This is a genomic window from Psychrobacter immobilis (assembly GCF_904846225.1).
Lineage (GTDB): Bacteria > Pseudomonadota > Gammaproteobacteria > Pseudomonadales > Moraxellaceae > Psychrobacter > Psychrobacter immobilis_F.
Map to the genome: position 1 here is coordinate 26,663 of NZ_CAJGZJ010000009.1, position 26,146 is coordinate 52,808.

Genomic DNA, 26,146 nt, shown 5'->3' on the forward strand with positions numbered 1-26,146 from the left:
ACTAGGCGACAATACGTGACGCATCATTTTATTTTTAGGGTTATTTATAGAAGGGTAACGATAATTTGATCTTAAGCGTTTTAGAAATGAGCTAGAGTTAGCAAGAGCATGGGTAGGGTGGCTAGAGTAGCAGTTCAAGACAATAGCTTATAAATTCTAGATAGAACCTGAGCAGTATATTACTTAAATATTAGGATCAAGAGCTTAGATGGCGCGGATACAGATTAATATGTGATTTTAAGACATTAAAAGAGTGGTCTTATATATCTCAGCGCTTAAACCGCCTAATACTACTCGCCACCACCCCAAATAATTCAAGCGATCCCTTAACCACGATATCGGCATAATTCTCATTGTGCGCTCGCAGTATGATGTTCTCACCCAGTATCAATTGCTTGGCAGTAAAGCCATCATCGACCAGTGCAATCACAATGTCCTTATGACAAGCGGTCAGTGAGCGATCAACGATTAGAATATCATTGGGGTAGATACCGATATCCACCATGCTATCTCCTTCCACCTCGACCAGATACGTCGATGCTGGATGGCGTATGAGTAGGGTATTTAAATCAATACGGTTTTGCACATAGTCAGTGGCTGGGCTTGGAAAGCCTGCTTTGACCTTATCGCTGTATAAAGACAGCAATACCGTTTCAACCTCATTGGTGAGCTTACCGATTATTTTGACGGTCATCTAATGCACCTTAGGCAACTGATTGATATTGGTGGTGTAGCAAGGAGAAAGCATGTCACGGCTCATCTGCCATGACTGCTTATTCTTGATGCCTTCACTGGCAATAAACACTGCCGCTTGCTGATGACTGTTCTGTCCGTACTTTTTATTCAGTGCATCCATGATGGCAGTGACCTCTGTACTTTTCTTTTTATCCTCGACTACTACTTTGCCTTCTGCAAACAAATCAAGCTGCACCTCATCATGCTGACAGATACCAAGCAGCATCACACCTGCTTTAGCGTAGCGTACCTCTTCTTTATAGATCACCTTTAAGACTTGTCTGGCAGCGGTGACCATCACTCTGGTATCAGCGGTTGGAGTGATAAAGTGATAGTCACCAGAGATTGAGACATAGGGCTCATTCTTACTAAAAGGGCTGTTCTTAGCAAAGACCGTGATATAAGCACAGACGCTGTCTTGTTTGCGTAGTTTATTGGCGGCTTTTGCCACATGACCACAGATCGACTCGCTAAGGGCTTGCTGATCGGTGATCCGCTCGGAGAAAGACCGTGAGGAGATGATTTGTTTTTTAGGCTCGATGCTCTCAATACCTAAACAGGACTGACCGTTGAGCTCTAAACAGGTGCGCTCTAGTACCACACCAAAGTACTGGCGTATCTTGGCAGGCTCACATATAGCTAATTGATAGACGGTATGAATGCCCATCTCATTGAGTCTAACCTTGTACCGATGACCCACACCCCATAGCTCACCTATATCTGTTATCTGCATGATACGGCGTATCCATCTGATATTTTCTAGGACACAGACGCCTTTGGTGGCTGGATACTTCTTAGCCGCATGATTGGCAAGCTTTGCCATGTTCTTGGTAGTACCAATACCGACACTGACTGGAATGCCGGTGTGCATCTCTACAATGGCTTTAAGCTTATTGCCATAAGCATTAAGATCATTCATGGCAACGGGATAATCGGCTAGGTATAAAAAGGCTTCGTCAATAGAATACACTTCAACGGTTGGACACAGTATCTCTAACGTGTTCATGACACGCTGAGACATATCGGCATAGAGGGTGTAGTTGGAGCTAAAGACAGTGATGTTATTTTTGATGCAGAAGTCTTTGACTTGAAAGTACGGCACGCCCATCTTAATACCAAGCAGCTTTGCTTCAGGTGAGCGTGCTATGACGCAGCCATCATTATTAGACAGCACGACGACAGGCTTGTCGTTAAGATCAGGGCGAAAGAGCTTTTCACAGTTGGCGTAAAAGCTGTTGCAGTCGATGAGCGCATACATAGCAGACTCGTCATAAAGGAAAAGGTATATCCAAGCACGAGTAACTAGATGCTCAGATGAGATGACTTTGATTGTAGAGATAGCCGCTTGAACAATTCAAGGGCAAATGTGAGTTATGCGACGGTGGTTGTCGTGAGGTTTTAGATGAGCAGTTTAAACCATAAAAAATAGCGCCCATGTTAGGCGCTACTTTATCTATCATTGTTATGTGATTAAGGTCATGCAATGAAAGTCATATGACAAAGCTAATCACTACTGACTGGTTAAGGTCACTGTTCTAGCGCTGCCATTATTACTAGGCTGATTAAGTGTCACTTTGCTCGCTAATAGATCGCCTTTGGCATTAATCTTGTAGCATTCTGATGACGTACCTGCAGGGTCAGAGCTGAGCAATAGATTGCCTGATGTTTCTATGCAGAACCATGCGGTGTTATTAGTATCTCGCGCAAGAGACCAATCTTGGTTATAAGTAGCTATCTTGTTACGCATACTGCTATCAGTATAGACGGTTTCAGTCATCAACTTACTTGAGTCACCGACTGTAGCCATCTTAGGAATGACAGTTGTCTGGTTTGATAGTGAGTATTTACCCGTGCTATCTGTAAAGCCATGAAACACGAGTGGGTTCAGGGTAAAGTAATTGATAGCGACTGACTGATCAGTGATTCGATCATTCACTTTATTGATAGTGTTTACTTCGGCACCTTGTACAGCTTTATTATTGAATCGCATACTGCCTTTAGGTGTGACTTGAATTTCTGCTGATACACTTTGATTCCCAACCGTGGCAATTAACTTATCACTGCGTTGCTTGGTGTAGATGTTTAGTATGGCAGCTTCAACAGGATATTGAGTGACGACTCTATTGGCATTATTATTTTGGTCTGTATTACCTGTCATAGCACAAGCGCTTAAGCCCAGTCCTGCTGCAATACACAATCCTAGTACTTTCATGGTTCAACCCCTTAGTTTGTCTAAATAATGGTTATAGATATCTACTATAATCGAATTTCTAGGCAATGACATCTGTCAACTACTTTAAACCCCCGCTATTTTTAAGCATCCTATAGGTGATGAAACCCGTAAATGGCAGTCTCTTACTCAGCAGCTATAGCTTTTTAAGTCACCTGAGCGGTGAGATCCATTTTTCCGAATTGCGTTTGGAATTATAACTTCTGAAAATCCTATTTAAAGGATTTTCCTTGCACAATTAAAATTGCAGTACAATTTTTTAACGCTGCTCATAAGTCACCTGAGCGGTGATGAAGTCTTCTTCATCTAAGCAAGTGTTATCAATATCTTTCTAAGTCACCTGAGCGGTGATGAAGGATTGGCAATAAGAAGTTAGCTGACCGTTGGTTTTCTAAGTCACCTGAGCGGTGATGAAGACCAGTTTTGGCAGTTCGCCGTTGAGCACCCCTTTCTAAGTCACCTGAGCGGTGATGAAGTGGTAGGCCGAGCATGTCGCTTGGCAGACCGTTTTCTAAGTCACCTGAGCGGTGATGAAGGCCATCACGATTGGGTCTTGCCCGTTGCCAATTTTCTAAGTCACCTGAGCGGTGATGAAGTTGGTGGCACCAATGGGCATTAATACCAAGATTTTCTAAGTCACCTGAGCGGTGATGAAGGTAAGCTATCTAAGTTGCTAAAATTATTCCATTTTCTAAGTCACCTGAGCGGTGATGAAGAAACTGAGGTTGATTTACAGATTGATTATTTTTTTCTAAGTCACCTGAGCGGTGATGAAGGCGCATGGCTTTGTTGATTACAAGCTAGGTGTTTTCTAAGTCACCTGAGCGGTGATGAAGTGGCTGGCAACCGAGTCGGCAAGACGATTGCTTTTCTAAGTCACCTGAGCGGTGATGAAGACTACGTCATAAACCGTCATGGATTTATTCAATTTCTAAGTCACCTGAGCGGTGATGAAGCCGAAGCTCAGCAGGTACTTGGTTCAGGCGAATTTCTAAGTCACCTGAGCGGTGATGAAGGCCATTATCTTTTCTTGCTCGCGGATTTGATCTTTCTAAGTCACCTGAGCGGTGATGAAGACTCAATTCCACTTGCATCTTTGTAGTGTGGTTTTCTAAGTCACCTGAGCGGTGATGAAGATTTTAGGAGAAAAGGCGATGAGTGATATTGATTTCTAAGTCACCTGAGCGGTGATGAAGTCACTGCATACTTGGTCATACACTTGCTGAAATTTCTAAGTCACCTGAGCGGTGATGAAGAGCTTGAGCAAGCAAAACATGCCATATAATCATTTCTAAGTCACCTGAGCGGTGATGAAGCATATCAGGGCGTGTGTCGGCTGTCTCCGCAGTTTCTAAGTCACCTGAGCGGTGATGAAGATCGCAACATCATACTTAAAGCGCGTCAGCTTTTTCTAAGTCACTTTTTGCATTACCCTACAATGAGAAAGGTAGTAAATATTGGCACGTTTCGAGTGCAAGATGGTTTTTAGATCCGATGAGGCAAAGCTATTATCTGTATAGGGGTTAGTCGATTTAGCCATAGTAATTCCAGTAAAGTAAGACCTTAAGACATGATTTTACTTTACTGGAATTATGTTCGCAAAACAATGGATAGTATTTACTCTGCGACAACAGATGTCGTTAAGGATTTGGAGATAATAAAAAACCAGACAACCTAAATTATCTGGTAATAAGGTACATCTGAAAATCTATCTATCTACAATAAGCTGTCCACCAGAAAAGTTGATACATCCCTCACAGAACCAAGAGTTTAAATGTCTTGCATAGGGTATATCTGCTGGTACATCCAGCTGGTATGGACGACCACAGTACTCACAGTGTATGTCATCTAAATAAACCTGACACCTCGCAAGCGTAGCAAACAATTCATCAAATTCCATGTTGTGGTCGTAACAAAGTATTTTTAAATGAGCTATATAATCACTAGGTGATACATATGACCAATACTCATGGCACAAACGTTTTGCTGTATCCTCCAGATCTAAATCAAAAACAAAGTTTACACTCATAATATTCTCCTTAGTAATCATAGCCAGTTTGTGGCAGTAGTCCATAAAGCTCGCTCTCTAGTTGATGGCATATCTCATCAACAAGATAGCCACTATTGGCATCTAAGCGCTTCTGAACCCATACCCGCATTGCCATATGATTATCGAAGCAACTATCAACATTTAAGAACCTAGCCAAACCATTACCTGCTTGGATAGGAAACTCACAAATTATACTATTGGCAATGACATTGGCATCTTCACTAACGTAACCACTAGGTTTAAACGTCGCATGTAGGTTATCGTAATCAATCATTTTCATTGTGACGTCTCCTTGTCAGTAGATATCTGAGAAATCTGACTGCGGTTGACCAATGCTTCAAATGCACTACCATCCTGCCTAGTCATATTCGGTACGTAGCGACTATAAGTATTAAACAGCATCTTAGTCGTAGAGTGTCCCATTTGGCTGGCTATCCACTCAGGACTTTCGCCAGCAGCTAACCATAACGTCGCTGCGGTATGACGGCTCTGATAGGCATTACGCTTTTTGAGACCCAAAATCTTAAGAGTAGGGTGCCAAACACGCTTATTTACGTTGTTATAATCAAGTGGTTCACCTGTATGCGCGCAAAACACATAGTCAGATCGCTTATAAGTAATGGTCTGTTGTTCCTTCAGAGCATCATAGACCCAAGGTGACATTTGAATCGCACGATAAGACTCCTGAGTCTTAGGAGGAACAATTTTGCCTTTAACATAAGCTTGTTTGATCACAATCTCACGTCGATTAAAGTCAATGTTCTCCCACGTCAGCCCATCAATCTCACTCGTACGCATACCAGTAAAAAAACGTACCAAATAATAATTGCGATAGTCCGCTCTCACACCATTAATAAACGTCCAAACCTCATTCAGTGTGAATGGTTGAATATCCGTTTTAGGCTGTTTGAGCGCATTGATATCGTAATAAGGGTTATCAAACTTGTAGCGTTTAGCGCCTTCTTTTAGTATCATACCCAAAGGTACCATTATCGAATTGATGCGTGCCGCTGACAGATGTTTGTTAGCTTTTCCGTACGTTACTTTGGCGAGCGATGAACGGAAGGCTAATACATCTGTCTTTTTTATGAGATGAATGGGTCTAGTCCCAAAACTAGGTAGTAAATACATATCGATAATCTCCTTTATTTTGCGTATATAAGTCTCACGCCATTCAATTTCTTTTTCAGAAAACCAGAGCAGGGCAAATTGTTTAAATGAAGGGGTGTCACTTTGAATGCATTCCTTACGATCACTTAACGCCATCATCTCGTCGCATTTATCACTTTTTGGAAAATATTTAGCATAACTAAAAATACCCAATGTAATTTCCGCTTCCATTTTCTCAATTATCTTCTCAAGCTTCCTACGATTGGCTGGCGTGTCCGTCAGGTTTGTCGTCTCCCGACAGCGTTTGTTCATATAGCGAAAGTCGACAAATAGCATATTGCTACTTTTGCGTGTTCTAATACTAGCCATAATGCTTCTCCTTATTGCAATGCCATAGCGTTAATGCTGCCAGCGATGCCAGTACGCATATCTTTTTCGATCTCTTCCCAAACGTATAGAATCTTACGGCCGCCGAAAGGACGAATGTAATGAATACCTTCGATAAGTACCGTATCTTTAAGCTCATTGCGAATAGTACGAGGGTTATACTTGATAAGCTCAGAAAGCTCTTGGGTTGTCAGGTAGGTGTGTGACATAATAAATTCCTTGTAAGCCAATTAAACAACTAGATTGTTTTATCGATATAACAAATAATTCAATAAAAGTAATTTGTTATTCGATAGGAGTACTTTACTAGCTAAGGTTAGTCGATGCAAGTACTTTTTTAGTCTATTAAGGAATTATTGATGATTTTATGTAACTTACCAGTGCTACTGGCTGAACGACGTATGAAAGTAGCTGATTTGATAAGAACGACGGGAATTAGTAAGTCGACAATGCACAAGATCTATAATGAACAGACTTCAAGAATAGATTTTGAAACTATGGATAAGATTTGTGAGGCATTAGATATTGGAGTAGGTGATTTATTTACTTATGTGCCAAACGAGCCGATAGATAAAAAGAAATAAATCAGATTTTAAGTGGTTTTAGAGAAACTAGAAGTAGAGGTCAAATAGGCTATTTTGATGAATAGTGCAAATTAAGAGAAGGCACATTTTGGGCACAACTTGGGCACACAGAGTTTTTGATACAATTTAATTAGGGTCGGAAAAGTGAGTATTCTAATTGGTGTCAACGTTCTTTTCCCCCTACAGCCCATATTTTACGGACAAAAAAAAGCCCCAGTCGTTAAACTGGGGCTTTCTAAATTTGGTAGGCATAAGCAGACTCGAACTGCTGACCTCTACCATGTCAAGGTAGCGCTCTAACCAACTGAGCTATACGCCTATTTAGGTTGAGCATTTTAGCAAGTTTCACAGACTTTGCAAGCTTTTTCTATAATAATACTGACTTATTATTTTTATATTGAGTACAAAGCTGAGTATTGAGTGGCGTGACAGCTTTTTTATGTAGATGAGTTAAATATTGATAAGTGTTATTTTAGTTATTCTTATTTATAAAATAACAAAGGTTAGTGGCGAGGTAACATGGAAATGTTATTATAAGCCTTCAAAGTGAGTCATCAGCACTATATTGATGACTAAACATCAGTTGTTTTTTATAACAATGAAATGAAACGTAGAATAAACTGGAGCATGATATGGGCTTATTGGTTGATGGTCAATGGCAAGATAAATGGTATGACACTGACGCTAGCGGTGGGCGCTTCGAACGGGAAGATGCGGGTTTTAGAAACTGGGTCACGGTAGACGGCAGCGCAGGTCCAACAGGCAAGGGCGGCTTTAAAGCAGAAGCCAATCGTTACCATTTATATGTGTCTTTGGCCTGTCCTTGGGCGCACCGTACCATGATTTATCGCAAGCTAAAAGGCTTAGAGGATATGATTTCTATATCTGTCGTCCACCCATTTATGGATGATAAAGGCTGGACGTTTGCAGAGGGCGAAGGTGTTATCGCTGATCCACTTATTAATGCCAGCTATCTTTACGAAGTCTACACTGCTGCCAAGTCTGACTATACAGGACGCGTGACAGTGCCTCTGTTATGGGACAAAAAAACCAACAGCATTGTAAGTAATGAATCGTCTGAAATCATTCGCATGTTTAATTCAGCCTTCGATGAGATTGGAGCCGTAGCAGGTGACTTTGCACCGTCAGAATTATTGGCAGAAATCGATGAGATCAATGCATTTGTCTATTCAGCCATAAACAATGGCGTCTATAAAGCAGGTTTTGCGACCACACAAGACGCCTATGAGGAGCCAGTGACAGAATTATTTGCTGCGTTAGATACCTTAGAGGCACGTTTGGCAAATAATCGCTACTTGGTAGGTAGCACAATAACCGAAGCGGACTGGCGCTTGTTCACAACCTTGATACGTTTTGATGCCGTTTATGTTGGTCACTTTAAATGTAATCTACACCGTATTGTCGACTATCCGAATTTATGGGGGTATCTGCGTGATTTATATCAAGTGCCAGGTATCGAAGAGACTATTAATATGACACATATTAAGCAGCACTATTACACCAGTCACGCTAATATTAACCCAACTCGTATTATACCTGTGGGACCTCTTTTAGACTTTAATGAACCGCATGACCGTGCACGTCTATAGCGTTAAATTCGAAGATGGTTATATGTGTCGAATTGGTGTTATAAGGCAATGTATTTCTTCTTAATCGGCAAATATTCGTCAATACTATTAATTAATTAATTGACTGAATAGCCCAAAAAATTGCGCCAGCTGATATCAGTCAGCTGGCGCAATATATTCATAAAATACAAAAGCAAATTTGAAAATTTAAGCGTTGTTGAGCTGTCTGGCTGCTTCTAAGGCAAAATACGTCAAAATGCCATCTGCACCAGCGCGGCGGAAGCCAATTAAAGATTCCAAAATGACATCTTTGCTCAACCAGCCGTTTTGAATAGCAGCCATATGCATGGCATATTCGCCAGAGACTTGGTAAGCAAACGTTGGTACGCCAAACGTGTTTTTTACTTCGCGGATGAGGTCTAAATATGGCTGACCCGGTTTAATCATCACCATATCGGCACCTTCATTGATATCCATCGCCACTTCATGCAATGCTTCAGCACGATTACCAAAGTCCATTTGGTATTGCTTTTTATGCCCGCCTTTCAAATTGCCAGCACTGCCCACTGCATCACGGAACGGACCATAGTAAGCAGAAGCATATTTGGCTGAGTAGGCCATAATAGCGGTATTCACAAAGCCTTCTGCCTCAAATCCATCACGCATGGCTTTGATACGTCCATCCATCATGTCGCTAGGAGAAATGATATCGGCACCAGCGCGGGCATGTACCAATGCCTGTTTCACCAATACTTCAACGGTTTCATCATTAACGACATAACCATTCTCATCGAGTAAGCCATCTTGACCGTGTGATGTATAAGGATCTAACGCAACATCAGTCATTACTACCATTTCTGGAATGGCATCTTTGATGGCTTTGACCGCGCGTGCCGTTAGGCCATTTTCATCGTAGGCTGCTTTGCCGTCGGGGGTTTTTAATGAATTATCAATCACGGGGAATATATCAATCGTCGTGACACCTTCTGCCAATAATTCCTTAGCATAATCAATGAGCAAATCGATTGATAAGCGTTCAACGCCTGGCATACTAGCGATTGTCTCGCGTTTATTCTTGCCTTCTAATACAAAAACAGGGGCGATGAAGTGTTTTGGGTGCAGCTCAACTTCACGAATCATCGCTCGCACGTTATCGTTGTAACGCAGGCGACGCAAGCGAGTTTCAGGGAATTGGCGGTTAAATGTATAAGTCATGATAAATCCTTACTTTATGTTTAATCACTGTTAACGTGATATCAAAAATCATTTCCTTATTAAAACCCATTTATTACATTAGCTTATTAGGCTATATGGATTTTATGGAAAGAGCGTTTATAAAAGAGTATTTAATAAAATGCCACTACTATAGTCAAAAAAAATTAAAAGCGATACAGTACTGCTGGAATGAGTTTTTCGAAGCTTCTGTCTGCCACAGCACAGCAAGCGAGGAAAATTTATACCAGTATTATCTGACTATTGCTGTATCGATTCAACTTTTCACCGACTTTATAACCAATAGTGGGTTACAAAAGCAAAAAGCCCTACCAAGTCGGTAGGGCTAATTGTATTTATCGACTGTCAACGTAATGAGAAAACAACGTCACAAGATGATTGCTTTATATAATTTAAGGCTCAATAATCTGTGTGACAGGCACTTGCTCAACACTATTCTCGTTAGAAGTCGTTTTTTCGGTGACGACTCCTACGGCTGCATCTGTTCTACCGTCATCATTGATGTCAACGGTAGCGCTAGGCTTAAAGGTCGTTACCTTTTTTGGTTGCGACTGCTTAATGTCGGCCACTTCTTGTGCAGAAGCAACACGCGCTGAGCCAGCGGCGTTAATAGCATTGGCCGCTTTTGCTTTATTGGTATTGGCAGGTAGCGTGAGAATTTGTGCTAAGTTGGTGTGCTGCGGCACAGGGATAACGGTTGGTGTATCCAGATTGGCACCACCACCTAGCACTTGATATAGCTGAATTTGGCTGACAAGTTTTTGTAACTCTAAGTCCAAAATCCCTTGTTGCGTTGAGAATAGCGAACGCTGCGCATCAAGCACATCCAAGTAATTATCAATACCTGCTTTAAAGCGTGCATCAGAGATCTGATATGTTTGCTCAAAATTGTCTTGCAAACGATACTGAGATTCGAGCTGCTCGCCAAGTGTCGCACGTGTTGCTAGTACGTCAGATACTTCACGGAAAGCGGTCTGAATAGAACCCTCGTAGCCTGCAAGTGTTTGTTCACGCTCAATTTTAGCCACATCATAATTAGCGTCTAAGCGACCTGCATCAAAGATAGGCACACTGACAGTTGGTCCGAATGACCAGCCAAACGCGCTGTTTTTGAATAAATCGTCTAGGCTGCCACTACTGACACCAACACTACTTGCTAAACTAATAGATGGGAAGTAAGAAGCACGTGCCACTGCTATATTTGCGCCAGCAGCTTTTAAATTATATTCCGCTTGCAGTACATCTGGACGGTAGCGTAGCAATTCACTCGGCAGACCAGCATTAAAGATTTTCTGGTTAGTAATATTGCTGACGGCTGGTGTTGGAATCAAGTTGGTTGGAATGGGTCCGCCAACCAAAAATTGCAGCGCGTTACGTGAGGTTAAAATGCTGCTCTGCGCACGTAATACGGCGAGTTTAGCAGTTTCAAGTGACGCACTCGCTTGCAGTGAAGGCAGCTTAGGATCGATACCTGCCTCAAAGCGTTTTCCCGCAATAAATAGTGATTGCTCACGACTTTCAACGGTTGCTTCCGCCAGTTTTAGTTGAGCCAAACTATAGCTTAGGTTGGCATAACTCTGCGCGATATTACTTATTAGACTGATTTGAGTGGCATCTTTAGCGGCAGTTGTAGCCAAGAAATTCTGCAAGGCTTGATCTTTTAAGCTTGCAATCCTACCCCAAAAATCCAGCTCATAATTGGCCAAACCCAGTTGCACGTTATAAGAATCACTAATATTTGACCCTATTTGACTTTGCTGACGTCTGCGAGAGTAGCCAGCCGTCCCATCTATGCTAGGTAAGTCGTTAATATCAGTAATTTGATATTGCGCACGTGCTTTTTCAATTGCTAAACGAGCACTTTCAAAGTCTTTATTGTTTTCCAGACCCAAAGCAATAAGGCCTTTTAAACGATCGTCGCTATAAAAACTCTGCCAGCGTTGACTGGCGACACTTGGTTGCTCAGCCGTACTAACCGTTTCCTTGTCGAACGCCCCATAGGTTTGTCCGATAGGGATATTAGGCTCAGCAAGGACAGGGCGCATATCAGCTTTAGGGATGGTATTACAAGCAGCCATACTCATCGCCAAAGCGGTTAAACCTATTAGACGACCGCCATTTCTGCGCATCCGTGATAGCGCTGGTTGCGAAGTGGTAGCCATATTTGCTACCACTACTGAGTTGATGGTAAATATTTTTTGAGCACTCATTGTGTATTATCTCCAAAGCTTGCAGGCTGGTAACTCTCAGAAGGCGTTGGGTTTTTTGGGTCAGGTGTACCATTACCGCCATTGCCGCCATCTCTATCATTTGGCTTGTTGTTCTCATATTTGTGCGGGAATAAACTGCGCACCCAAATATAAAACATAGGAATAAAGAAGATACCTAATAATGTAGCGGTAACTACGCCGCCAAGTACACTGGTACCGATGGCATTTTGACTACCTGAGCCAGGCCCTGTGGCGATAAATAATGGCACAACACCCAGTCCAAAGGCAAGTGAAGTCATAATAATAGGACGTAAGCGTTGACGCGCTGCGGTCATAACTGCCTCTGTGAGGCTATAACCTTCCTCTTGGTGCTCTTTGGCAAACTCAATAATCAAAATGGCGTTTTTGGCGGATAGACCAACCACTGTGAGCAGACCTACTTGCAAGTAAATATCATTGCTAAAGCCACGGAATAAAGTAAATATAACGGCACCCAACACCCCAAGTGGAATAACCAATAGTACCGAGAAGGGGATAGACCAGCTCTCATACAGAGCGGCTAAGCACAAGAATACTACTAAGATGGATAGCGCATATAGCATTGGCGCTTGTGCACCTGATTTTTGTTCTTCAAGCGACATACCAGTCCACTCGTAACCCACACCTTCAGGTAGCTTTTCCATCATCGCTTCCATTGAGCTCATTGCTTCACCAGTACTCAAACCTGGTGCCGCGCTACCTTGGATATTCATTGATGGTAAGCTGTTATAACGAGTCAAACGTGGTGAGCCAGATTCCCATTCACTGCTAGAGAACGCATCAAATGGAATCATCTCATTGCTATCATTGCGCACATACCATTTGCCGATATCATCAGGGTTAGTACGACTATTCGCTTCACCTTGAACGTAGACGCGCTTAATGCGACCGCGATCGACGAAGTCATTGATATAGCTTGAACCCCAAGCGGTCGAGATAACGCTATTGATATTGGCCAATGACAAGCCATAAGCTGCTGCTTGCTCTTGGTTGATATTTACTTTTAACTGCGGTGCATCTTCTTGACCATTTGGACGTACGCCAGCGACTTGATCATTTTGCGCTGCCATACCTAGTAGCATATTGCGTGCTTCAAGTAATCCCTCATGCCCAAGGTTACCTGTGTCTTGAATCATTAAGTCAAAACCACTAGCGTTGCCAAGCTCGGTAATCGCTGGCGGTACAATCGCAAACACTTGCGCCTCGTTTAACTGAGTAGTGAAATAACCCATGGCGCGACCAGCAACCGATTGCGCGGTGTTTTCATCACCAGAGCGATTCTCCCAGTCTGTTAAACGGACGAAAGCCAGTCCCATGTTTTGCCCTTGTCCAGCAAAACTGAAGCCTGCGATCGTAAAGACCGAAGCGATATTATCGGTCTCTTTCGTTTCGTAATAGTCACTGACTTTATCGAGTACGTCTTGTGTTTGATTGAGCGTCGAACCAGCAGGAAGCTGAACCAAGGTAAACATAATCCCTTGATCTTCTTCTGGTAAAAACGAGCCCGGAATACGTAAGAATACAACAGCCATAAGACCGATGATGGCTGCATAGCCAATCAGATATAACCATTTAAAACGAATACTTTTGCCAACGAAATTCTCATACGAGCGGCTAAGCTTTAAAAAGCCACGGTTGAACCAACCAAAAAACCCTTTTTGCTTTTCATTACTACCTTTTTCATGGCTCTTGTTACGTTTTAGCAAGGTTACACATAGGGCAGGCGTAAAGATAAGTGCAATCAAAGCGGACAGCACCATGCTGGTAATCAGGGTAATAGAGAACTGACGATAAATCACACCCGTAGAGCCACCGAAGAAGGCCATCGGTACAAATACAGCAGATAGAATCAACGCAATACCGATAACGATTTTACTAATCTCGCCCATGGATTGTGTTGTCGCATCTACGACGGAGATATGCGGGTCTTCCTCCATGATACGTTCGACGTTTTCAACAACAACGATTGCATCATCGACCAGTAGACCAATGGATAGTACCATCGCAAACATGGTAAGTACGTTAATACTAAAGCCAGCAATGTAAAGTACGGCAAACGTACCCAGTAAAACGACAGGTACGGCAAGGGTCGGAATAATGGTGGCACGCCAATTCTGTAAGAAAATGAACATGACGATAAAGACGAGTACAATGGCTTCAAGTAGTGTCATTACTACCTGTTCAATAGACAAGCGAACAAACGGGGTAGTGTCATAAGGCACGACTGATACTAGACCAGCTGGGAAGTTTGCTTCCAGCTCTGCCATACTTGCACCGACTGCTTCACGAGTCTCAAGCGCGTTAGCACCGCCAGCCAATGAAATACCTATACCAGCGGCTTCTTTACCATTATACAATGAGATAACGCTGTAGTTTTCACTACCAATCTCTACATCTGCAACATCACCCAAACGCACTTGTGCGCCAGAAGTGTCTGTCTTTAATAAGATATCTCTAAACTCTTCAGGGGTTTGTAGATAGCTTTGTACAGTAACGGTAGCGTTGATAACTTGTTGGTCGGTATCGGCAGGCGCTTGACCTAATTGCCCAGCAGAGACTTGCGCGTTTTGCGCACGTACTGCCTCAACCACATCAGATGGCACCATGTTATAGCTACGTAGGCGGGCAGGATCTAGCCAAATGCGCATCGCATAAGTAGAACCAAACACCTGAACTTCACCAACGCCTTCGACACGGCTGATCTGATCGACAACGTTTGAGTTAACATAATCGGCGATATCGCTACGATCCATACTCTCGTCTTCGGAGACAAAAGCTTGCACCATTAAAAAGCTGCTAGAGGATTTATTAACGTTGACGCCTTGACGCTGTACCGATTCAGGCAGCGAGCTCATAGCGGCTTGCAGTTTATTCTGTACCTGTACTTGTGCGGTATCAGAATCTGTTCCGTTTTCGAACGTCAATGTGACAGAAGCAGCACCGTTTGAAGAGCTCGATGACGACATATACATAAGGCCGTCAAGACCTTTCATACGTTGTTCAATAATCTGTATGACTGAGTTTTCGACGGTTTGCGCATTAGCACCAGGATAGGTTGCACTGACTGAAATAGTCGGTGGCGCAATACGTGGATACTGTTCAATCGGTAAATTAATAACCGATATCACCCCGATGAGCATGACCAAAATAGCCAGTACCCATGCAAAAATAGGGCGAGTAATAAAAAAACGTGACATAGTATATCCCTAAGTCTTCCTATCTTTGAATGGAATTATTGAGCAGCGGCTTTTGGTTGTTTTTCGCTAGAATTATCGTTACCAGCTGATTGCTTATCCACTGTTTTTGCAGCTTGCTGCGGCGTTCTAGCATTAGGTGCATTTTTTGCAGCGGGCGCTGCATTGGCTTTTTCTAATGGCTTAACGACCACTTCTTGTTCAGGCTTGACTTTACTGCCGCCAATCACAACGACCTTATCACCTGCTTGCAAGCCATCAGTAACGACCCATTGTCCATCATAAGTACCATTGATAGTAATTGGGCGTACTTGAATTTTGTTATTTTGATCAACGATATAGACTTGCGCATCACCTTTAGGGCTACGCGTAACAGCGCTTTGCGGAATCAATGCGGCGTTGGTAATTACGCTCTGAGTCAAGCGTGCTGTCACGTACATACCTGGCAACAAGATGTTATTGTTATTTGGGAAGATCGCACGCAAGGTCACAGCGCCTGTTGACTCATCAACTTTTGCCTCAGATAAAGCAAGCTTGCCACGCACTGGGTAGACTGAGCCATCTTCTAATACCAACTCAACCGAGTCCATACCTGCTTGTGCTTTGCCCTCAGATATTTGCTGACGCAGCTTTAATAGCTCAGATGATGACTGACTGATATCGACATAGACAGGATCTAGACGTGAGATAGTAACCAAAGGATCGGCCTGACTGGCGCTTACCAGCGTACCAGCGGTAACGCTAGAGCGATCAGTACGACCAGTAAGCGGCGCACGCACGATAGTACGATTGAGATCTAAAGTATTGGCATCCAAACCAGCTTGAGCGGTCTGAATACCTGCTTTAGCGCTTTCGATTCCCGCTTGCGCTTGTCCAACTGCCGCCGCCGCGCTTTGTACCGCTGCTTGTGCAGTACGTACTTGCGTCTGTGCCTGATCGTATTGCTGCTTTGAGATAGCATCAATACTCACCAAGCCTTGTAAGCGTTGTAAGTCATTTTGTGCCTGGGCCAATGAAGCTTGACGGCTGACCAGTTCAGCTTTTGCGTTGGCAGTATTTGCAAGTGATGTCTGATAGTTGGCTTGTGCTTGTTGCACAGATGCCTGACCACTGACGACAGACGACGCGTAGTTATCGGTATTAATACGATAAAGTGGCTGGCCTTTTTTGACGTTGCTCCCTTCTTGGAACAGTACCTCGTCAATCACACCATTGACCTGTGGGCGCACATCAGCAATTTGATAAGCTGCTGTACGTCCAGAAAAAGTTTGTACTTGAGGTACAGTATCAAGTGTGACAGTTTGGACGTTTACAACCGCAGGCGGCATTTGCTGCTGTGCGGCTTGATCACCAGCGGCGTCCTCGTTTTTGTCACAGCCAACAAGTACAGCTCCAGATAGTACAGATGCTATTACAAGCGCAAGATAAGAATGCTTCATCAATGTCCTCGGCAATATGTATAAAATAAATAATGACAGTGTAAAAAATTATCAATAAGTCTTAGCGTATTCAATATCAAAATTAGTATTTGCTCAACCTACCTATCCTATCTTTACTAAGTGAACCTTCAATTAAAGCTCCACAATTAAGACAGTTGATAGTGATAAGTGCATTGAATATCGTTGTAAGAATTTTTGGCATCTAAAATGTAGCTGAGCCACAAATTTGACTGGTAAATTTGATGACTAATTATAAACTATAGGGGTAACCCCACAGTCAAGTAGTTGCTTGCAAAGTTTATTGCAAAAAATGATAATATTGGTTTTTATGAATGAATTAAAGACCGCTATGGCAAGCGTTGTCTCCCCTAACACCTAATCAAGAGGTATACAACGCTCAATTGAAAGCACGTGTAAATTTTTGTGAAAATAGCAAAGCCTTATAGATAGAAAGGTCTTAAAACTATGATACACCTGCTGTGCAATCAAAAAAACAACTTTATCAACCACTAATTGCCATTATTGTAATAATAATTATGATTGGCTTTACCAATTCTCGCCCAATGATTCAGTAGTAACTACGTTACTGCTATAGCAAGCGAGCGCTGGCAAGCTCTGTTAATTGATATAAGCCTTTGCGATAGCAGTTATCAGGTAGTGTGCTAAGCGCTTGTTGTGCCAGTTTCGTTTCTTCAAGCGCACGCTGTTTACAATAGTCTAACGAGCCTGAATGACGTACCAATTTGATAAGTTGCTCAGCATTTGGGGTTTTTCCAGTTTGCACCGCGATACGCAGTTGATCGTAGCCTTCGATATCACTGTCTTTAAGTAATTCAAGGGCTTTAATGGTGGGTAGCGTTGGCTTGCCTTCTGCCAAATCATCACCGAGGTTTTTACCCATCAACTCACTATCACCGCTGTAATCCAGAATATCATCTATGATTTGAAAAGCATTGCCGAAGTGCTGACCGAAATCACCCAGCGCCTGCATATGTTCTGTCTTGTCTTGTAAAATGGCGGCGCCTTGAGTTGCCATCATAAATAGACGCGAGGTTTTACCATCAATGATTCGTAAGTAATCGTCTTCTGTCGCGGCAGGGTTATGCTGATGTTGTAGTTGTAACACTTCCCCTTCGGCGATATCGCAGGTACCGTCTGAGAATACTTGTAGCAATGGTAAGCTTTGAAAGCCGACCAACAGGTTAAAGGCGCGGGCAATTAGGTAATCACCAACCAGTACTGCGGTTGCATTGTCCCATGTGGCATTGGCCGTAGGCTTACCGCGGCGCTGACCTGACTCATCAATCACATCATCATGAACCAAAGTAGCGGTGTGCAACATTTCAGTAATTGCCGCCAAATGCATGGCTTTTTCTGATGGACTATCATCAAACATTCGTGCACATAACAAAGTAATCAGTGGGCGCATACGTTTGCCACCAGCATTAATGACATGCTGTGAGACATTCATTACCAGTTTCACTTTTGAATTAAGGCTACCGAATACTTGCTTATCCATGATCTCAAAATCATCCGCCACAATACTTTGAATATCGTTATAGGTTGGCGTAGATTGGAGGGTGTGATGTGTATTATTTAAAGGAGTGCTAGTCATAATAAATGGTCATATTAATAAGGAAAGTTTGTTGTAGCCTTGGTGATATATAGGTAAAGCATCGTGTTGCCTATAATAACATAGCTACCGCTTTAAATTGTTGGTTAAAGTGTGCGGAGGGTAGAGCGATTATCTTTTATTTATGTGAGATTAATTACAGGCGGAAACCGAGATCAAACCATAAAAATAGCACTGATATGATACTTAAATGAGTTCTTATTTTTTTAGAAAGTTATAGTCACATAAGAGTGTAATAAAAGGCTGTAAGTAGCTGATTGCATAAGTTATAATAGCCACCGATTAGGCATAAATTATCATTCCCTATTGTTTTATGACTTGTTTTCGTATAGAACATGGCTTTTGTTGTGTTCAAAAATGATATTTCATATAGTGATACGGAACATAGTTTGCGTGTAATTACCTTACAAAAACAAGATGCGTTGCTTGCTTTTATAAGCAAAAAGACGTAAAATCTTGCCTTTAATTTTTCCCTGTCGTGTTCGTCGTAAAAGCGTTGGTATGATATCAGCCACGGCACACGGGTTAAACGGAGTCATACAATGTACGCAGTAATTAAAACTGGTGGTAAACAGCACCGTGTAGTGGTTGACGAGTTGCTTAAAGTTGAACTACTAAAAGCAGAAAAAGGCGAAACCATCAAATTTGAAGATGTGTTGATGGTTGTTGATGGTGAAACTGTCAAAATCGGTCAGCCTGTCGTTGAAGGCGCTAGCGTAGAAGTTGAAGTGGTTGAACATGGTCGCGGCGAAAAAATCCGTATCATCAAGCACAACCGTCGTAAGCATTATCACAAAGAGCAAGGTCACCGCCAATGGTACACCTTGTTAAAAATCAAAGCCATTAATGCCTAATTACCCATTTAGCTATTATTGCTAAATAGCGCACTAAATGCTTAAGAGTTGTCGCATTAGCGATAAGTCACATTAACAAGGAGATTTTCTCATGGCACATAAAAAAGCTGCCGGTTCGACCCGTAACGGTCGTGATTCAAACCCAAAAATGCTCGGCGTAAAAATCTTTGGTGGCCAAGCTATCACAGCTGGTAACATCATCGTTCGTCAACGTGGTACAGAATTCCACGCAGGCGAAGGCGTTGGCATGGGTCGTGACCATACTTTATTTGCACTGAATGATGGTGTTGTGAAGTTTGCGACCAAAGGTAAGTTCAACCGTCGTTATGTGATGGTTGAAAACGCCTAATTGCTTATCTAAGTTATTTTATACTTTTTGAATAAAATAACTGGATGACGAAAAAGCTTCTATTACTTTATGGTAGTAGAAGCTTTTTTATGCCTATTGCTAAATGCAGGACGTTATGAGTTTTTTAAAGAGATAAAATCTTTAAATGAATATGATGCACGCTATAGACTATTGTGCAATTGAGCTGGTTACAAGTGTGTATGGCAGGCGTAGTAATGATTGCAAATCATGACTAGGCGCGCAATGAAAAAACTGGCAAACTGTCTTCCTAGCTTATTAGCACTACCTTTATATAAGTAAGGTCAATGATTTCAGAGAACAACAATTTTAATAAGATATTTTATTTTTAAGCTATTATGCATTTTAAGAGAGGATTAATGATGAATTTATTAACCAAGCAATCAGCCAAACAGACAACTTTAAAACAAAAAATAATGAGTGGCGCTTTAACAGGTGTATTAATGACATCGCTTGGTGTTGCAGCACCTATGATTGCATTGACGCAATCTGCAACGGCAGCGCCTGCTGATAATTTGACAGCGGCCAAACGCTTGAACAAGCTTTTAACAAATACGAAAAGTATGACGGCCAACTTCAGCCAAACGACTAAAGGTGCCAATAGCGGTACTTTTTCGGGTACGATGAGTGTACAACGCCCAAATAATTTCCGCTGGGAAACAAAATCACCGTCAGAGCAGTTGATCGTGGCTAATGGTAATTCTATGTGGGTCTATGATAAAGACTTGGAGCAAGCAACCAAGCAAAATGTCGACAGCCAAGTTGGCAATACGCCAGCACTCTTACTGTCAGGCGATCCAAGTAAAATTGATCAAAATTTTAAAATTACCCAGCCTTATGACAATAAAAACTATTATGTACTCTATCCAAAATCAGATAGTGCCAGCTTTAAAAGCTTATCAATAAGCTTTAGCGGTGGCAAACCTGTGATGATGGTACTAAATGACACCTTGGGCCAGACAACATCGATTAAGTTCAGCAGCATTAAACTTAATCCAAGTATCAGTGGCAGCCAGTTCAAGTTTACTCCGCCAAAAGGTGTTGATGTTATCAATCAATAATCAGCAACGCCCATCACGATTATTGACAGTTAAACAAGTATAAAAAGGACAGGCCGATTAAGGTTTGTCCTTTTTTTTAAATCATAAATGGGATATTGGCACAGCCTAAGACAGGGATTTGCTAAGACAGTGATTTGATGCCTTCCATATCTGGCATCGGAGGCAAGTCATCTAGATGACTCAATCCAAACGCATCCAAAAATTGCGGTGTAGTGTGTAGTAAGGCAGGGCGACCTAAGGTGTCTTTATAGCCTTTCTCTATTATCCATCCTTTATCAAACAACTGCCGTAATATACTACTCGATAGCGTCACACCGCGCACATGCTCTATGTCGCTACGTGTCACGGGTTGTTTGTAGGCAATAACACTCAGAGTCTCAAGTAACGCTTGGCTTAGGCGTTCTTGACGCTGCGGAAAAACACGCTGTATTAACGCGCTATAGTTATCCGCGATTTGTAATCGATAACCACTGGCAGTTTCATGCAAATTTAACACACCAGTATCTAGGCGTTCTTGTAATAATCTTAAAGATTGTTCTAGCTCTTTGGTAGACAAAGACAACTGTTTTTTGAGTAAATTTGCCGTGAGTGGCGCTTCTGATGCATGTAATATTACTTCAATATACTTGCTGATCTCTGTATATTTGCTGAGATCTTGCGACTGTTCATTAGTTGATGCAGGCACAGTTGCTAAAATCGATCTATGTGCCTGATTGTTTTTTATTGAATCATCACTGTCTACCATTGGGAATATACTCTTTCTAATTGTGGTGTTTTCAATAACACATAAACTATCAAGTGAGTGTAATGCTTACAGGCCAAATATCATCACGGTAATCGCTATTAAACCAGCCATTGTAATGTTAATGATTCAAGTTCCTTGCCTGTGGCGGACGCATTAGCATCAGTAGTATTTGCCGAGCTCGTGTAACTACTTGTATCCGTACTGACCACGCCAATCAACTGCCGCTTCATCAATTCAAGCACTGCTACAAAACTGACGACGACGCCTATCTTACCTTGCGCTTTATCTAATAGCTCATAAAAGGGGCGTGCGCCCTCTATGCTTAACTGCCGACTGATACTGGCAATACGATCAGCAAGCGGTACCGCATCAATTTTAATGGTATGCATCTGATAGTCGGGTTGTAACTGCATTTTAAACAAGCTATCAATTAACAAAGTCGGTGAGTAACTCGGTAATTCAGTATTCATAACGTCTTGGCTAGGCATACTGACCATCGCCAAAAATACATCACGTTCTAGACGAACCAAATTATCTAAACGCTGACTGACCACTTTAATTTGTGCATATTCTTCTAGACGTTCAATCAATTCCGCCTTTGGATCGCGCTCATCGGTAGGCCTTTCTGGCGAAGGCAAGAGCAGCTCAGTTTTGATCGCAATCAACGTTGATGCCATTAGCAGATAATCACCGGCTAACTCAAAATGCGCCGTGTCCAGCTCGCTAATATAAGCCAAATACTGCTCAGTAATGGGCAATATTGGCATCTGTGTCAAATCAACGTTGCTTTTTTTGACCAGATATAATAAAAAGTCTAATGGCCCAGCGAATTGCTCTAACCAAATGGCAAAGGCCTTCGGCGGCACATAAAGATCTTCTGGTAGATGTTGAACTGGCGTTTGGTAAATGCGAATAGCAGTAGTATCAAATGTATCCATAATGCTCAAGGTTCCTGACATACTGCCATAAATAATCCTGCACCAATATCTAAAGTATGACAAATATAGCGAGAGTTATTTTTGAATTTTGCTATGAATTCAGAAACCTCATCGCTATGAGAGAGGACATTATCTACGATAAGAACACTGCCAACACTCAATATTTTATGTAAACGTTCGGCATAATCAGAATAAAATTGACGCTCTGCATCTAAAAATATCAAATCAAAAATATCATCAGTCTCATTCAGAAAAACAAATGCGTCTTGCACTATTAACCTGACGAAAGTATGTAAACTGGTATTCTGTAAATGTTCCCTAGCAGCATCGCTTCGGCTTTTATCTATATCTAACGATATAAAATCAGAATGAGACTGGTGACGTAAACCATAAGCAAGCCAGAGGGTAGAAAATCCAGTTGACGTACCAATCTCCAGCACTTTATTAGGTTTTCTTATCATGGCAATACTGGCTAGAAATTGAGCAGAATCTGGTTCTACATGGCGATGACGATTAAGTCTATTCGCTTGCTCAGTGTCATACGCTTTGTCAGTATCATATAAAGACTGACAATAAGATAAGAAGTAAGTATTGTCGAAACATTCATGCATTGACATTAATAATATCTACCAATACTTCATTTATTATTTAAGTTTGGCAAGTGGACGGATACCAATAGCGCGGCGTGTCTTGTCTAGCTGTTTACGGCTATGACGACGGGCTTTGTCTGCGCCCATTTGTAAGATTTCTTCCAACTCTTTTGGATTGGCCATCAGTTCTTCGTAGCGTGCGCGGAATGGCGCAATTTCATCGTTGATTTTATCAAACAACGCTTGCTTCGCATCACCCCAGCCAATACCAGCGGCATACTTCGCACGCATATCAGTAATCTCTTCAGAGCTTGCAAAGGCTTTATAAATTTCAAAAATAGCAGAATCGTCAGGATCTTTTGGCTCTTCTGGCAATTGTGAGTTGGTCACAATTTTCATAATCGCTTTATGCATCTGCTTTTCAGAGCTTACTTGAGGGTTGAGCTCACCAAAGAGCGGAATAGTATTGCCATAGCTCTTACTCATCTTGCGACCGTCAAGCCCTGTCAGTAGTGGTATGTCGCTGTCAACGACCGCTAACGGTAAAGTGAATAATGTTTTATAGCGATGATTAAAAGTACCCGCAATATCACGCGCCATCTCAACATGCTGAATTTGGTCGCGACCAACGGGCACATGGGTAGCATTAAACATTAAGATATCTGCTGCCATCAGCACCGGATAGCCAAACAATCCCATGTTAATACCTTGGTCAGGATCAACGTCTTGTTTGCTGACATTGATATCGACTGCCGCTTTGTAAGCATGAGCGCGGTTCATTAAGCCTTTGGCACATGAACAATTTAAAACCCAAGCAAGTTCTGGTATTTCGGGCACATCTGATTGACGATAGAAGGTCACACGCTCAGGATCAAGACCGCAGGCAATCCAAGTTGCTGCAATAGCCTTGGTCGATTCATGAATAATAGCAGGATCATAACAGCCGATAATGCCATGATAGTCTGCCAAAAAGAAGAATGCCTCATCGTCACTATTCTGGATAGACTGAATGGCTGGACGAATCGCGCCAACGTAATTTCCCAGATGCAGAGTACCAGTCGGTTTAATACCCGTTAAAATTCGTTTGGCTTGTGCCGAGTTATTAGAAGTTTGGCTGTCAGAGGTCTGGTTATCAGAAATATGATTGTTATTCATGGTAAATCCATTATTTGGTTTATCAAGGTTTTATTTATAAAAGTTTCGTTTTTCAATTTATTATAAATTCATCGTTATTTATATGCAGGTAATATAAAAATATTAACCGTAAAGTATAGCAAATTTTATCAATATTTTTGGGAATAAAGGATCACTTGTAGATATCAGTACGACCATTCGGCCCATGCTTAAAGCGGCGATGAAACCACATCCACTGAGTTGGGTCAATACGAATTAACCCTTCTAACACGTCGTTGACCCGAGTCGCATCAGCAACCTCGTCATTGCTTGGATAGTTATCTAATTCTGGTGTAATCGTCAGGTGATAATGTGGGCGTTTACCACGTGGCAAATTATCTGGCGTCTGCCGATAGGTATGCAATGCCATCACAGCAGGTGGGTGCGTCTTGCTACCTAATTTAGCCATACGTCGTGAGGCAGTAATAGTGGCTGCAGGCACACCAAAAAATGGCGCCATTACCCCTTGCTTTAGGCCATAGTCTTGATCAGGGGAATACCAAATAACGTGTCCTGCTTTAATGGAGGTGACTAAACTGCGCATATCACGGCTAGAAATCTGCTTACCAAACAGATTGGTGCGACCATTATAAATAAACCAGTCGAGTAGTGGATTGTTCTGCGTGCGATACATACAGTCCAAGGCAAAAAACTGAGCACAAAACAATCCTCCCAAATCAAGCATCGTATAATGCGCCCCTATTAAAATGACAGGACGATTGTCATTTTGAGCATTAACGAGATGCTGTAGTCCAGAAATAGATACCGTACGGGTAAAAACATTGGGCCGGAACCAAGCACATAAGGTTTCGAACACGCCAATTCCTTGATTGACAAAGACTTGTTTTGCCATCAGTTCACGCTCGATCTCCAGTTTTTCTGGGAAGGCCAGCTTGAGATTAATCAATGTATCACGGCGACGCGAGCCTGCAACGCTATAACAAAAAATACCGAGCTTACGCCCCAACCAAAACTGCCAACGTAGCGGCAGATATATCATGGGTAAGCATATAATAAATAACAGCCAAATAGCCCAATATTTGGGTAATAAAAATTGCTTTTGAAAGGGCTTTTTATCTGCTTGCGCTGTGCGTTTATGCGTTTGTGTAATCGTCGGCGTACCAGTCGGTATGGCGGGCGACTTAATCGACGGCTTTCCACTTGGTGGTGGTACGCTACTATTAGCGGTTGGTTTGCTGGGATCGTATTGTTCTGGCGCTTTCATAATATCCTTCTGCAGCACTGTTTATGACATCAGGGCTAATAATGAAAAGTTGCTGATATGATGGGGTAGCATCAGACGCTTTGCAAGTTAGAATTTTCACAGGGTCTCTATTTTGCAGTGTTGAAGTAAATTACTCGTGCTCCAAGTATTAGCACAAAGATATGAGTATTTGACAGCTATGAATGATTAATTTATCACAGGAATAGTTTGATTGAGACATTCATGTGACTAACACGCCATTAACAGGCATAAAAAAACCTTACAAGCTGTGACCAGCTTATAAGGTTTTGCAAATCTACACGCTTACTCAGTTCAGTTACTGTGGCTCCGAGAAAAAGACAACAGTAACAAACAGAGAAGAGAGAGCTTTGATTAACGTTTTGAGAACTGTGGACGTTTACGTGCTTTACGTAGACCCAGTTTCTTACGTTCAACTTGACGTGAATCACGAGTAACAAAACCAGCTGCTTTTAGAGCAGGTTTCAAAGTTTCGTCAGCTTCGATTAATGCACGTGTAATACCGTGGCGAATTGCGCCCGCTTGACCACTAATACCACCGCCTGCAACAGTCACATATAAATCATATGCGTTAACAGAATCAAGTAGTTCTAGAGGCTGACGAACAACCATGCGTGAAGTTTCACGGCTAAAGTATTCATCAAGTGGCTTACCGTTAACAACGATACTACCAGTACCTTTTGATAAAAAGACACGAGCAGTAGACGTCTTGCGGCGACCAGTTCCGTAATTGCGTTCCATA

General features: G+C 42.1%; 23 protein-coding genes, 1 tRNA gene, 1 pseudogene and 1 CRISPR repeat array. Of the genes and pseudogenes, 5 read left to right on the plus strand and 20 right to left on the minus strand.

All coding sequences use genetic code 11. From position 1 onward, the window contains the following. Window positions 1-268: 268 nt before the first annotated feature. From umuD to JMX48_RS07870, 8 genes and pseudogenes are all read right to left on the minus strand, one after another. Window positions 269-694, minus strand: a complete 426-nt coding sequence (gene umuD, locus JMX48_RS07835) for a translesion error-prone DNA polymerase V autoproteolytic subunit (RefSeq protein ID WP_201536353.1) — start codon at window positions 692-694, stop codon at window positions 269-271. Continuing rightward, a complete protein-coding gene (umuC, locus tag JMX48_RS07840) occupies window positions 695-1,993 on the minus strand; it encodes a translesion error-prone DNA polymerase V subunit UmuC (protein ID WP_201536356.1) in 1,299 nt (432 codons plus the stop codon). A 252-nt stretch (window positions 1,994-2,245) separates the two neighbouring features. Further along, window positions 2,246-2,947: a hypothetical protein gene (locus JMX48_RS07845; RefSeq protein ID WP_201536359.1), complete on the minus strand. Its 702-nt coding sequence runs from the start codon at window positions 2,945-2,947 to the stop codon at window positions 2,246-2,248. Window positions 2,948-3,233: 286 nt separating this feature from the next. After that, window positions 3,234-4,341: direct repeats of the CRISPR family, unit length 28 nt; unit sequence TTTCTAAGTCACCTGAGCGGTGATGAAG. 44 nt (window positions 4,342-4,385) lie between these two features. Continuing rightward, window positions 4,386-4,505 (minus strand): annotated as a pseudogene (locus JMX48_RS07850) (subtype I-F CRISPR-associated endonuclease Cas1); the annotation flags it as partial. A 168-nt stretch (window positions 4,506-4,673) separates the two neighbouring features. Then, window positions 4,674-4,994 carry a hypothetical protein gene (locus JMX48_RS07855; protein WP_201536362.1) on the minus strand — a complete coding sequence of 107 codons (321 nt, stop codon included), beginning with the start codon at window positions 4,992-4,994 and terminating at the stop codon, window positions 4,674-4,676. A 10-nt stretch (window positions 4,995-5,004) separates the two neighbouring features. Beyond that, the gene (locus JMX48_RS07860) at window positions 5,005-5,295 is read right to left on the minus strand and encodes a hypothetical protein (RefSeq protein ID WP_201536365.1); all 291 of its coding nucleotides are present in this window, start codon (window positions 5,293-5,295) and stop codon (window positions 5,005-5,007) included. After that, window positions 5,292-6,494: an Arm DNA-binding domain-containing protein gene (locus tag JMX48_RS07865; protein ID WP_201536368.1), complete on the minus strand. Its 1,203-nt coding sequence runs from the start codon at window positions 6,492-6,494 to the stop codon at window positions 5,292-5,294. The genes JMX48_RS07860 and JMX48_RS07865 overlap by 4 nt, the downstream gene beginning before the upstream one ends. 11 nt (window positions 6,495-6,505) lie before the next feature. After that, entirely contained in the window at window positions 6,506-6,721 is a 216-nt protein-coding gene (locus JMX48_RS07870) for a hypothetical protein (protein ID WP_101211220.1), read from the minus strand. Between the two features lie 150 nt (window positions 6,722-6,871). Here JMX48_RS07870 and JMX48_RS07875 point away from each other — a divergent pair, with 150 nt between their 5' ends. Further along, the gene (locus JMX48_RS07875; RefSeq protein ID WP_201536371.1) at window positions 6,872-7,096 is read left to right on the plus strand and encodes a helix-turn-helix domain-containing protein; all 225 of its coding nucleotides are present in this window, start codon (window positions 6,872-6,874) and stop codon (window positions 7,094-7,096) included. Window positions 7,097-7,338: 242 nt separating this feature from the next. Here the strand turns inward: JMX48_RS07875 and JMX48_RS07880 are convergent. Further along, window positions 7,339-7,415 (minus strand) — tRNA-Val (locus tag JMX48_RS07880). Between the two features lie 313 nt (window positions 7,416-7,728). Here JMX48_RS07880 and JMX48_RS07885 point away from each other — a divergent pair. Next, entirely contained in the window at window positions 7,729-8,706 is a 978-nt protein-coding gene (locus tag JMX48_RS07885; protein ID WP_201536374.1) for a glutathione S-transferase family protein, read from the plus strand. 186 nt (window positions 8,707-8,892) lie between these two features. Here JMX48_RS07885 and hemB read toward each other — a convergent pair whose 3' ends face one another. The 5 genes from hemB to JMX48_RS07910 form a co-directional block, all read right to left on the minus strand. Beyond that, window positions 8,893-9,900 (minus strand): porphobilinogen synthase, encoded by a 1,008-nt coding sequence (gene hemB, locus JMX48_RS07890; RefSeq protein WP_201536377.1) that lies wholly within the window; start codon window positions 9,898-9,900, stop codon window positions 8,893-8,895. A gap of 410 nt (window positions 9,901-10,310) precedes the next feature. After that, window positions 10,311-12,080, minus strand: coding sequence for an efflux transporter outer membrane subunit (locus tag JMX48_RS07895; RefSeq protein WP_227687950.1), 1,770 nt, complete (start codon window positions 12,078-12,080; stop codon window positions 10,311-10,313). Window positions 12,081-12,124: 44 nt separating this feature from the next. Further along, on the minus strand, window positions 12,125-15,364 hold the full coding sequence (locus JMX48_RS07900; RefSeq protein ID WP_201536382.1) for an efflux RND transporter permease subunit: 3,240 nt from the start codon (window positions 15,362-15,364) through the stop codon (window positions 12,125-12,127). A gap of 35 nt (window positions 15,365-15,399) precedes the next feature. Next, the gene (locus JMX48_RS07905; RefSeq protein ID WP_201536383.1) at window positions 15,400-16,800 is read right to left on the minus strand and encodes an efflux RND transporter periplasmic adaptor subunit; all 1,401 of its coding nucleotides are present in this window, start codon (window positions 16,798-16,800) and stop codon (window positions 15,400-15,402) included. 589 nt (window positions 16,801-17,389) lie between these two features. Next, window positions 17,390-18,415: a polyprenyl synthetase family protein gene (locus tag JMX48_RS07910; RefSeq protein WP_201536384.1), complete on the minus strand. Its 1,026-nt coding sequence runs from the start codon at window positions 18,413-18,415 to the stop codon at window positions 17,390-17,392. 560 nt (window positions 18,416-18,975) lie between these two features. On the opposite strand from JMX48_RS07910, the gene rplU reads away from it, so the two are divergent. From rplU to lolA, 3 genes are all read left to right on the plus strand, one after another. Beyond that, window positions 18,976-19,287 carry a 50S ribosomal protein L21 gene (rplU, locus tag JMX48_RS07915; RefSeq protein ID WP_144297745.1) on the plus strand — a complete coding sequence of 104 codons (312 nt, stop codon included), beginning with the start codon at window positions 18,976-18,978 and terminating at the stop codon, window positions 19,285-19,287. A gap of 91 nt (window positions 19,288-19,378) precedes the next feature. Next, complete coding sequence (rpmA, locus tag JMX48_RS07920) at window positions 19,379-19,636, plus strand: 50S ribosomal protein L27 (RefSeq protein ID WP_201536385.1); 258 nt, start codon at window positions 19,379-19,381, stop codon at window positions 19,634-19,636. Window positions 19,637-20,016: 380 nt separating this feature from the next. Continuing rightward, complete coding sequence (lolA, locus tag JMX48_RS07925; RefSeq protein ID WP_201536386.1) at window positions 20,017-20,715, plus strand: outer membrane lipoprotein chaperone LolA; 699 nt, start codon at window positions 20,017-20,019, stop codon at window positions 20,713-20,715. Between the two features lie 121 nt (window positions 20,716-20,836). Here the strand turns inward: lolA and scpB are convergent, their stop codons facing one another. The 6 genes from scpB to rpsI all read right to left on the minus strand — a co-directional run bounded on the left by scpB (window position 20,837) and on the right by rpsI (window position 26,145). Next, on the minus strand, window positions 20,837-21,400 hold the full coding sequence (scpB, locus tag JMX48_RS07930; protein WP_227687951.1) for an SMC-Scp complex subunit ScpB: 564 nt from the start codon (window positions 21,398-21,400) through the stop codon (window positions 20,837-20,839). A gap of 158 nt (window positions 21,401-21,558) precedes the next feature. Beyond that, a complete protein-coding gene (locus tag JMX48_RS07935; RefSeq protein WP_201536388.1) occupies window positions 21,559-22,398 on the minus strand; it encodes a segregation and condensation protein A in 840 nt (279 codons plus the stop codon). Window positions 22,399-22,403: 5 nt separating this feature from the next. Continuing rightward, window positions 22,404-23,015 carry an O-methyltransferase gene (locus tag JMX48_RS07940; protein WP_201536391.1) on the minus strand — a complete coding sequence of 204 codons (612 nt, stop codon included), beginning with the start codon at window positions 23,013-23,015 and terminating at the stop codon, window positions 22,404-22,406. A gap of 27 nt (window positions 23,016-23,042) precedes the next feature. Continuing rightward, window positions 23,043-24,143 carry a tryptophan--tRNA ligase gene (locus JMX48_RS07945; protein WP_227687952.1) on the minus strand — a complete coding sequence of 367 codons (1,101 nt, stop codon included), beginning with the start codon at window positions 24,141-24,143 and terminating at the stop codon, window positions 23,043-23,045. Between the two features lie 151 nt (window positions 24,144-24,294). Continuing rightward, window positions 24,295-25,386 (minus strand): lysophospholipid acyltransferase family protein, encoded by a 1,092-nt coding sequence (locus JMX48_RS07950; protein WP_201536394.1) that lies wholly within the window; start codon window positions 25,384-25,386, stop codon window positions 24,295-24,297. Window positions 25,387-25,758: 372 nt separating this feature from the next. Next, complete coding sequence (gene rpsI, locus JMX48_RS07955; protein ID WP_101206364.1) at window positions 25,759-26,145, minus strand: 30S ribosomal protein S9; 387 nt, start codon at window positions 26,143-26,145, stop codon at window positions 25,759-25,761. Window position 26,146: the final 1 nt, after the last annotated feature.

Coding starts and splice junctions, on each gene's coding strand:
- JMX48_RS07900 (WP_201536382.1), bottom strand. CDS start 15,364: ATGTCACGTTTTTTTATTACTCGCCCTATTTTTGCATGGGTACTGGCT.
- JMX48_RS07845 (WP_201536359.1), bottom strand. CDS start 2,947: ATGAAAGTACTAGGATTGTGTATTGCAGCAGGACTGGGCTTAAGCGCT.
- rplU (WP_144297745.1), top strand. CDS start 18,976: ATGTACGCAGTAATTAAAACTGGTGGTAAACAGCACCGTGTAGTGGTT.
- JMX48_RS07860 (WP_201536365.1), bottom strand. CDS start 5,295: ATGAAAATGATTGATTACGATAACCTACATGCGACGTTTAAACCTAGT.
- JMX48_RS07855 (WP_201536362.1), bottom strand. CDS start 4,994: ATGAGTGTAAACTTTGTTTTTGATTTAGATCTGGAGGATACAGCAAAA.
- rpsI (WP_101206364.1), bottom strand. CDS start 26,145: ATGGAACGCAATTACGGAACTGGTCGCCGCAAGACGTCTACTGCTCGT.
- JMX48_RS07865 (WP_201536368.1), bottom strand. CDS start 6,494: ATGGCTAGTATTAGAACACGCAAAAGTAGCAATATGCTATTTGTCGAC.
- JMX48_RS07885 (WP_201536374.1), top strand. CDS start 7,729: ATGGGCTTATTGGTTGATGGTCAATGGCAAGATAAATGGTATGACACT.
- JMX48_RS07895 (WP_227687950.1), bottom strand. CDS start 12,080: ATGGCTACCACTTCGCAACCAGCGCTATCACGGATGCGCAGAAATGGC.
- JMX48_RS07945 (WP_227687952.1), bottom strand. CDS start 24,143: ATGAATAACAATCATATTTCTGATAACCAGACCTCTGACAGCCAAACT.
- JMX48_RS07940 (WP_201536391.1), bottom strand. CDS start 23,015: ATGTCAATGCATGAATGTTTCGACAATACTTACTTCTTATCTTATTGT.
- JMX48_RS07910 (WP_201536384.1), bottom strand. CDS start 18,415: ATGACTAGCACTCCTTTAAATAATACACATCACACCCTCCAATCTACG.
- rpmA (WP_201536385.1), top strand. CDS start 19,379: ATGGCACATAAAAAAGCTGCCGGTTCGACCCGTAACGGTCGTGATTCA.
- JMX48_RS07935 (WP_201536388.1), bottom strand. CDS start 22,398: ATGGATACATTTGATACTACTGCTATTCGCATTTACCAAACGCCAGTT.
- lolA (WP_201536386.1), top strand. CDS start 20,017: ATGAATTTATTAACCAAGCAATCAGCCAAACAGACAACTTTAAAACAA.
- hemB (WP_201536377.1), bottom strand. CDS start 9,900: ATGACTTATACATTTAACCGCCAATTCCCTGAAACTCGCTTGCGTCGC.
- JMX48_RS07950 (WP_201536394.1), bottom strand. CDS start 25,386: ATGAAAGCGCCAGAACAATACGATCCCAGCAAACCAACCGCTAATAGT.
- umuC (WP_201536356.1), bottom strand. CDS start 1,993: ATGTATGCGCTCATCGACTGCAACAGCTTTTACGCCAACTGTGAAAAG.
- umuD (WP_201536353.1), bottom strand. CDS start 694: ATGACCGTCAAAATAATCGGTAAGCTCACCAATGAGGTTGAAACGGTA.
- JMX48_RS07905 (WP_201536383.1), bottom strand. CDS start 16,800: ATGAAGCATTCTTATCTTGCGCTTGTAATAGCATCTGTACTATCTGGA.
- JMX48_RS07870 (WP_101211220.1), bottom strand. CDS start 6,721: ATGTCACACACCTACCTGACAACCCAAGAGCTTTCTGAGCTTATCAAG.
- JMX48_RS07875 (WP_201536371.1), top strand. CDS start 6,872: ATGATTTTATGTAACTTACCAGTGCTACTGGCTGAACGACGTATGAAA.